Consider the following 7,902-nt stretch of genomic DNA (forward strand, 5'->3'; position numbering starts at 1 on the left):
AATAGATGGGCAGGCTGTGGAATTAACTACCTATGTGGAGAGGCCCGGCTTTGCCGGGGCCTGTAAAACCGCATCAAAGTATGTTGTCAGCAGCCAGGGCGGCGTGGCCGCCCGTTTGTTTTGGATATGAGGTAAAGGATGATTGCACGTCGAACCCTGTTCCGGCTCGTGCCACTGCTGGCGCTGGTCACCTTGAGTGCCTGCTCCGTGGTGGGGCCGGCCAAGCCCGGGGTCGCCGTGCCGGCCAAGCCCCTGCCCAGGCCGAAAATCGCCCTGGCACTCGGTGGTGGCGCGGCCAAGGGCTTTGCCCATATCGGCGTGATCAAGGTGCTCGAATCGCACGGCATCGTGCCCGACATCGTCACCGGCACCAGTGCCGGGAGCGTGGTGGGCAGCCTGTACGCCGCCGGTTACAACGGCCTGCAGCTGCAGAGCATGGCGATCAAGCTGGACGAGAGCAATCTGACCGATTTCACCCTGTCCACCAGCGGTTTCATCAAGGGCGACAAGCTGGCCGCCTTCGTCAACCAGGCCGTGGGCAACCGGCCGCTGGAAAAACTGGGCAAGCCGTTCGGCGCGGTGGCCACGGAGCTCGATAGCGGCCAGCGCGTGGTGTTCCGCCAGGGCAACACCGGCCAGGCGGTGCGCGCCTCGGCCAGTATTCCCAACGTGTTCCTGCCGGCCCTGATCGCCGGCAAGCGCTACGTCGACGGCGGTCTGGTCAGCCCGGTGCCGGTCAGCGCAGCGCGCGAGATGGGGGCCGACTTCGTCATCGCGGTGGACATTTCCGCCCGGCCACGCGCCGGTTCGGCCACCGGCTTCCTGTCGATCTTCGACCAGAGCATCAACATCATGAACGTTACCGCGCTGGCCCAGGAGCTGAAGCAGGCCGACGTGGTGATCCGGCCACAGGTGCAAAACATGGGGTCGACCTCGTTCGAAGATCGCCACCAGGCGATCCTGGAGGGCGAAAAGGTGGCGTTGCAGGCCTTGCCGCTGATCCAGAAGCTGGTGCAGCAGAAGTCGGTGGCGATGGCGGCCGCCCGCTGAGGGCGGTGGGGTGGCGTACGCGGCTCGCCCGCCTGGGCAAATGGCTTCATAATGACTTCTGCATGGCCGCGGTCGCGGCCATGGGCATCACTGCCGTTCCCACGCGCCCGCCCGACGACAGGAGAATCCGATGATCACGCTCTACGGTGTCGCCCTCTCTCCGTATTACAACAAGGTAAAGATCGCCCTGATCGAAAAAGGGGTGAACTTTCGCGAGCAGCCCGCCGCGCCGACGCAGACCCCCGAGGTGCTGGCGTTGAGCCCGATGGGCAAGATTCCCTACGTCGATATCAACGGCCACGCCCTGGCCGAATCCGGCGCCATCCTGGAGTGGCTGGAAGACGCCTACCCGACCGCTGCGCTGTTGCCGCCGACGCCCAATGGCCGGGCTCACGCGCGTGAGCTGGCGCTGTTGCTGGAGCATTACGTGCTGACGCCGGCCAAGCCCTTGTTCGACCATGTGCTGTTTGGCTCCGCGCTGGGCGAGGCCGAGCGCGAGCGCGCCGGTGGCGCCATCGAGTCCGGCATTGCCGCCGTGATGCGTCGTGCGCGGCTGACCCCGTGGCTGAGCGGGGCCGAGTTCAGTCATGCCGACATCAGCGCCGCCGCGCTGCTGCCGTCGGTGTCGCTGGCGTGTCGCCGCACGCTCCAGCGTGACCCGGTGCAGGCGGTGCCGGAGCTGGCGGCCTACCTGAAGGCGCTGGCGCAGCGCCCGAGCGTGGCACGCACCTGGCAGGAGCGCGACGTCGCCGTCGCCGCGTTCCAGGACGCACGGCAGGCCGGCTGAGCCCATACCATCCCACTTCCCGCTGGGCCGCCGTGTCCGGGCGGCTCGACCCTTGGGTGGTTCGGCTTCGGCCAACCTTGGCCTGCTGAGCCGGCCTACTCGTCGCCGTGAAACAGCGCCAGCTGGCGCGGTTCGGTGTCGTCCGCGGCGAGCCGCACGCCCACCCCCAGCAATCTGACCGGTTGCGCCCCGCGGGCGTGGCCGACCTGCAGCAATGCCGCCAGCGTGTCGCGACTCAGCTGCTGGCCCGCCTGTTCCACCGTGGTCTGGCTGAAGTCGGCAAACTTGAGCTTGATGCTCAGGCCGCGGAACGCGGGCTGGCCAGCACGCTCCAGGCGGTGCGCCAGGCGCTCCAGCAGTTCCGGCAATTTGGCCAGGCAGGCATCGAGGTCGGGCAGGTCCACCGCGTAGGTTTCCTCCACGCTGATCGATTTGCGCAAACGTTCGATGCTGACCGGGCGTGGGTCGATGCCGCGTGCCAGGGCGTGCAGGCGCTCGCCGAAGCGGCCGAAGTGACGCACCAGTTCCGCCAGTTCCCAGCCGCGCACGTCTTCACAATGCCGCACCCCGAGCGCGTGCAGACGTGACGCGGTGACGGCACCGACACCGGGAATCTTCTCCACCGGCAGGGCGCGGACGAAGGCGTCGACATCCTCGGGCCGGATCACGAACTGGCCGTCCGGCTTGTTCCAGTCGCTGGCGACCTTGGCCAGGAACTTGTTGGGAGCGATGCCGGCCGAGGCGGTGATGCCGATCTCGTCACGGATGCGGCTGCGGATCGCTTCGGCCATCAGCGAGGCGCTGCCCTGGCAGTGCGGCCGGCCGCTGACGTCGAGGTAGGCCTCGTCCAGCGACAACGGTTCGATCAGTTCGGTGAAATCCTGATAGATCGCCAGGATCTGCTGGCTGGCCGTCTTGTAGCGTGCGAAGTCGGGGGGGACGATCAACAGCCGTGGGCACAGATGCAGCGCGCGTGCCGACGACATCGCCGAGTGCACGCCGTAGCGTCGCGCCAGGTAATTGCAGGTGGCGATCACGCCGCGGCTGTCGGGCTGCCCCCCCACTGCCAGCGGGATGTCGCGCCAGGCGGGCTGGTCGCGCATCTCGACTGCGGCGAAGAAGCAGTCGCAGTCGACGTGGATGATCTTGCGTTGCGGCAGGGCCATGCTGCGGCCAACCTCGCTTTCAGAGCGGCGGGGTTGGTACGGCGTCGCTGTGGCCGAGCGATTTGTCCGGGGCGACACGGTCGCGTACCCGCTGCTTCAGTTCCTTGATGTCGGGAAAGCCGCCGTCGGCCTTGCGGTCCCACAGTTGCTCGCCGTCGAGGGTGATGCGGAACACGCCGCCCGAGCCCGGTTGGAGCGCCACTTCGGCCAGTTCCTTCTCGAAGGTGGTCAGCAGTTCCTGAGCCATCCACGCGGCGCGCAGCAGCCAGCGGCAGCCGGTACAGTACTGGATGGCAAGGCGGGGGAGTTGATCCGGGGTCGTCATGGTGGGCGTATCGGGGTGATGGAATACGCCGTACAGCATAGCGGAAAGTGCTGTCTTCAAGGAGGGAAAGCCGCCGGTCCCGCGAGTCGCTTTATTGTATGACGGGCCCTTGGGGCCCGCTCCTCCATCTTAGACTTCTGTCGGGTGCAAACTTGACGCTGCGGTATATGTGGGGACCGGCGGTTTTGATTCCCTCGGCGAGTGTGCCCATTAATGGGGCATCGGTAAAGCGAAATGGCCTTTCGACATTTTTTGTTGCACTGCAATGTGTCACATAACTACAACGTTGTCGGCGTTTGCTGGCCGTTCGACACCACTACCGCGTTGTGCGACAGGTAACGGCTCATGGCGTGCTGCTCCAGCGGCTTGCTCAGGTGGAAGCCTTGCGCGTAGTCGCAGCCGATCTCGGCGAGGAAAGCCAGTTGCCGTTCGTTCTCGATGCCTTCGCCGGTGACCATGGCGCCGAGTGAATGCCCCATCGCCACGATCATGCGCACGATGGCGGCGTCCTGGTGGTTGTCCGGTACCTGGTCGAGGAACTGCTTGTCGATCTTGATCTTTTCCGCGGGGAAGCGGCGCAGGTAGCTGAACGAGGCGTAGCCGGTGCCGAAGTCGTCGATCGCTAGGCTCACCCCCAGCGCCTTGAGGCGGCGGATATTGTCTTCGATGCTGCCCGACTGGCGCAGCGCCAGGGTTTCGGTGACTTCCAGCTCCAGCGCCGAGGGGGGGAGGTGGGCGGTGGCCAGGATGCCCGCGACCAGGTCGGCGAAGTGCGGGTCTTCCAGTTGCAGCAGCGAGACGTTGACCGAGATGGTGAACTCCGGCTGCCCACCCTGCCGCCACTTGGCGGTCTGCTGACAGGCTTCGCGCAGCGCCCACTCGCCGAGCGGCACGATCACGCCGCTGTCTTCGGCCAGCGGGATGAACTCGCCGGGGGAGATGAAGCCGTGCTCGGGGTGGTGCCAGCGCAGCAGCGCCTCGGCGCCGCGCGTGCGGCGGGTTTTCAGGTCGTGGTAGGGCTGGTAGCAGAGGAACAGCTGGTGCGTGCCGATGGCCTGGCGCAGTTCGTTGATTAGCAGGTGGCGGCGGTGCCAGTCGGTGCTCATGTCTTCGTGGAAGCGCACCCAGCCACCCTGGATCGAACTGCGCGAGATTTGCATCGCCAGCTCGGCGTGTTCCAGCAGGCGCAACGGTTCCTTGCTGTCCTGCGGCGACAGCGCCAGTCCGGCACTGACGCGCACGCCGATCAGCTGGGCGTTGACGTCGAGCGGCAGGTTGAGCGTTTCGTTGATGGCGGTGACGCGGCGGTTGATGTTGCTCTCGTCCTTGCCCAGCAGGATCAGGCAGAAGCGGTTTTCCGCCACCCGTGCCACCAGTTCGCCCGGCTCGGCCAGGCGCGCCAGGCGCTCGCACAGCAGCAGGATGACCTGGTCGCCGGTGTCGTGGCCGTACAGCTCGTTGAGGTTGGGCAGGGCGTCTAGCGCCAGGATCAGGCAGCCGAACACCGGGTTCTCGCTACGATTCTGTGCCAGTTCGTCGAGCTGCATCAAGAGCCGGGCCCGGTTGGGCAAGCCGGTGAAGCGGTCGTAGTAGGCGTGGCGATGCAGTTCGCCCTCGGCCTGCAGCCGTGCGCCCGATTCCATCATCAGCGCCACCACGTCGGCGCTGGAGCAGACGAAGTTGATCTCGTCGGGGTGCCAAGTCTCGCGCTTGTTGCGGTCTTCCACGCAGATCACCCCGTAGTGGGTGCCGGCCAGCGTGACGGCCGCGTCCAGCATCGAGCAGACGGTGTGTTCCAGCAGGTAGTCGCGCATGCTGGCCAGGCGCGGATCGCTGGTGGCGTGGCTGGCACTGAGGTAGCGCTCCCGGTGCAGCGCAGAGAAATAGTCGGGATGGGCGGAGAAGTGCAGCAAGGCACCGGCGAAGTGGTGGTCGGCGTCGCGGTCGATGCCGATCAGGCACTCCAGCTCCTGGAGATCGGGTTGGTAGCGCCAGACGCTGACGCGGGAGACGTCTAGGGTGGCAGCCAGTTTCTGGCACAGCAACTTCAGGTAGGCGTCGAGCGGGTCGCTCTTGTTCTCGCGTTCGGCAACGAGTTCGCGCAGCACTTGCCCCTGGCTGATCAGGCGCGCGGTGGTGCGCTGGTGGCGCAGCGTCAGCTGGCGCGATACCCGCAGCAGCAGCAGCGCGATGGCGATCAGCACCACCAGCAACAGCAGCGCGCGCGGCAGCAGTGCCGTTTGCAGACGGTTGCCTGGCAGCTCCTGCTGCCAGGTGAGGTAAGCCAGTGTCTGCCCTTCGGGACCTTGAACCGCGAGCGCCCCGGGGGGCTTGGCGGCGGCGGAGAAGTCGACCTGCAATTGCTCCAGGCGCAGATCGCCGGCGATGTCTTCCAACTGGGCGGGGCCGATGTCCTTGGCGAACAGCAGGTAGCGCGCCGGGAGGGCGGCGTCCGGTTCCGTGGTTTCCGGCACGATGCGCTGTAGCGCCAGCATCAGCAGACGCGGTTCGGTCTGGTGGGTGAGCGGGTTGGGGGCGGTGTCGCGGAAAAACGTGGTGGGGTAACCTTCGTTGCCGAGCGGCTCGAAGCGGGCGGCCATCTGTACCAGGTGCTGCCATTGCCGGGCGCTGAACGGCAGCGCCAGGTTTGGCGTTTCCTCGATGGCGCCGTTGCGCACGGCGTACAGTGGCTTGCCCTGGGCATCGGTGATGACGCCGAGCTGGATATCGAGGGTGCGGTAGATCGATCCGGTGAGGTTGGTGCGCAGCCAGGCGATATTGAGAGAGGGGCCGCTGACCGCGTGGTACATGTCGTCCCAGGCGTTGTATTCGGTCAGGTTGTGGCCCAGCGTGTTGCGTTGTTTGAGCAGGTTGCGCTCGAGCAGTTCGCCGGTCAGCTGGAGATAGCCCCGATCGCTTTGCGCGATGGTGCTGTCCAGCAGGCGCCAGGTGCCGACCAGCCCCAGTACCATGAGCAGCGTCATGAGCAGGGTCGGGTTGCCTAAAGCGTGTGCTAGTCGCATCAGCAGGCGTCGCAGCATGAATATCCACTCTTGATGTGTAAGCACATGTGAATAATAAGACGCTTTTATTTAACAGTAAAAGCGGTTTTTACCCGATTTGGCTTCATGATCAGCGCAATGTCATTTTTTTGACACGTTGACTGTAGCAGGGCGACCCGGGAGGGGCGAGCGAAGGTGGCGGGTCGGGCCGCGGGCGATGGGGGGAGGAGGGGGGCATGTCGGGACACGGCCGGAGCGTCGGACGCCGTGCGGGCGCTGCGACGCGGTGGGATGCTGTTCAGGGGGTGGGCATCAGGCCTTCTTCGATCTTGACCTCGACCTCGATCGTGCCGGCGCGGGCGAAGCGTAGCGTCAGAGGGAAGCGTTCGCCGGCCTTGAGCGGCGCGGTGAGCCCCATCAGCATGATGTGCGTCCCGCCCGGGGCCAGCGCGATGCCACGGCCGGGGGGCAGTTCTATCCCTTCGGGCAGCGCGCGCATGCGCATGATGCCGTGATCGTTGAGGTTCTGGTGCAATTCGGCACTGGCGGCGCGCGGGGTGCTGACCGCGAGCAGGCGGTCGGCGGTCTTGCCCTGGTTGTCGAGCTTCAGGTAGACCGCACCGCTGCTCATCATGGCCGGCATGGCGCGGCTCCACGGGTGGCCGATATGCAGTGTGCCGAGCACGTAGTGGTGGGCCAGTGCCGGCAGGGCGAGCAGGCCGAGAAGGAGGGCGGTCAGGATGCGGAGGTGTTTCATGACGGGTATGGGTGCGGTCTCGAAGAACGAACCGTAGCATAGCGCCGACCGCGCGTGGCTGCGACAGATTGCCGCAGTGGCGTGCCACGTTGCGCTGGCAAGCCGGTCGCAAGCGGGTAGAATGGCGACCCCCGATATTCCCGGCTGTTTTCCATGCTGAAAGACCTGTATCTGCAGTTTCTGTTTGGCGGCCTGATCAGTCTGATCACCATTACCAACCCGCTGTCGAAGATTCCGTTGTTCATCACGTTGACGCGCGACATGAGCGACGAGGGGCGGGCGCATCAGGCGCGGCGCGCCTGCCTGTTCGCCGCCGGCATCATGCTGGTGTCGCTGCTGGCCGGCAACCTGATCCTGGCGCTGTTCGGCATTTCCTACGGCGCCCTGCGTATCGCTGGCGGTCTGGTGGTGGCGGTGCTGGGGTACCGCATGCTGTTCCTGTCGCAGGACCCGGGCATGGCGCCCAAGACCTCGGACGGCAAGGAGGATTACGCCTTCTTCCCGCTGGCCATGCCCGGCATCAGCGGGCCGGGGACCATCGCCGTGGTGATCGGCATCGCCACCGAGATCGCCGAATTGCACGGCGTGCCGGCCAAGGCGCTGGCGATGGCGATGACGGTGCTGGCCATCGTCCTGACCTGCCTCGGCACCTGGCTGGTGTTGCACTCCTCGACGCTGATCGCCGAGAAGCTGGGCCGTTCCGGGCGCGAGGTGATGACGCGGCTGATGGGCTTCTTGCTGATCTGCGTCGGCGTGCAGTTCATCGGCTCGGGGGTGCGCACCTTCCTCGCCGGCTCCTGAGCCGGGGGGCCCGG

7 protein-coding genes are annotated in these 7,902 nt (G+C 66.1%); 3 read left to right on the plus strand and 4 right to left on the minus strand.

Translation table 11 applies throughout. From position 1 onward, the window contains the following. Window positions 1-138: 138 nt before the first annotated feature. Together AC3WG5_RS08410 and AC3WG5_RS08415 are read left to right on the plus strand one after the other, a co-directional pair. A complete protein-coding gene (locus AC3WG5_RS08410) occupies window positions 139-1,050 on the plus strand; it encodes a patatin-like phospholipase family protein (RefSeq protein ID WP_294865749.1) in 912 nt (303 codons plus the stop codon). A 130-nt stretch (window positions 1,051-1,180) separates the two neighbouring features. Beyond that, on the plus strand, window positions 1,181-1,837 hold the full coding sequence (locus tag AC3WG5_RS08415) for a glutathione S-transferase family protein (protein WP_492568387.1): 657 nt from the start codon (window positions 1,181-1,183) through the stop codon (window positions 1,835-1,837). 95 nt (window positions 1,838-1,932) lie between these two features. Here the strand turns inward: AC3WG5_RS08415 and dinB are convergent, their stop codons facing one another. The 4 genes from dinB to AC3WG5_RS08435 all read right to left on the minus strand — a co-directional run bounded on the left by dinB (window position 1,933) and on the right by AC3WG5_RS08435 (window position 7,087). Next, window positions 1,933-3,003, minus strand: a complete 1,071-nt coding sequence (gene dinB / locus AC3WG5_RS08420) for a DNA polymerase IV (RefSeq protein ID WP_492568388.1) — start codon at window positions 3,001-3,003, stop codon at window positions 1,933-1,935. Between the two features lie 19 nt (window positions 3,004-3,022). Further along, entirely contained in the window at window positions 3,023-3,328 is a 306-nt protein-coding gene (locus tag AC3WG5_RS08425) for an Rdx family protein (RefSeq protein WP_492568389.1), read from the minus strand. Window positions 3,329-3,606: 278 nt separating this feature from the next. Next, window positions 3,607-6,369: a bifunctional diguanylate cyclase/phosphodiesterase gene (locus AC3WG5_RS08430; RefSeq protein WP_492568390.1), complete on the minus strand. Its 2,763-nt coding sequence runs from the start codon at window positions 6,367-6,369 to the stop codon at window positions 3,607-3,609. 259 nt (window positions 6,370-6,628) lie between these two features. Then, window positions 6,629-7,087 carry a copper chaperone PCu(A)C gene (locus AC3WG5_RS08435; protein ID WP_014085603.1) on the minus strand — a complete coding sequence of 153 codons (459 nt, stop codon included), beginning with the start codon at window positions 7,085-7,087 and terminating at the stop codon, window positions 6,629-6,631. A 153-nt stretch (window positions 7,088-7,240) separates the two neighbouring features. On the opposite strand from AC3WG5_RS08435, the gene AC3WG5_RS08440 reads away from it, so the two are divergent. After that, a complete protein-coding gene (locus AC3WG5_RS08440) occupies window positions 7,241-7,888 on the plus strand; it encodes a MarC family NAAT transporter (protein ID WP_492568391.1) in 648 nt (215 codons plus the stop codon). The last annotated feature ends 14 nt before the right edge of the window (window positions 7,889-7,902 follow it).

The sequence above is a fragment of the Pseudogulbenkiania sp. FW507-F1 genome (assembly GCF_058781125.1).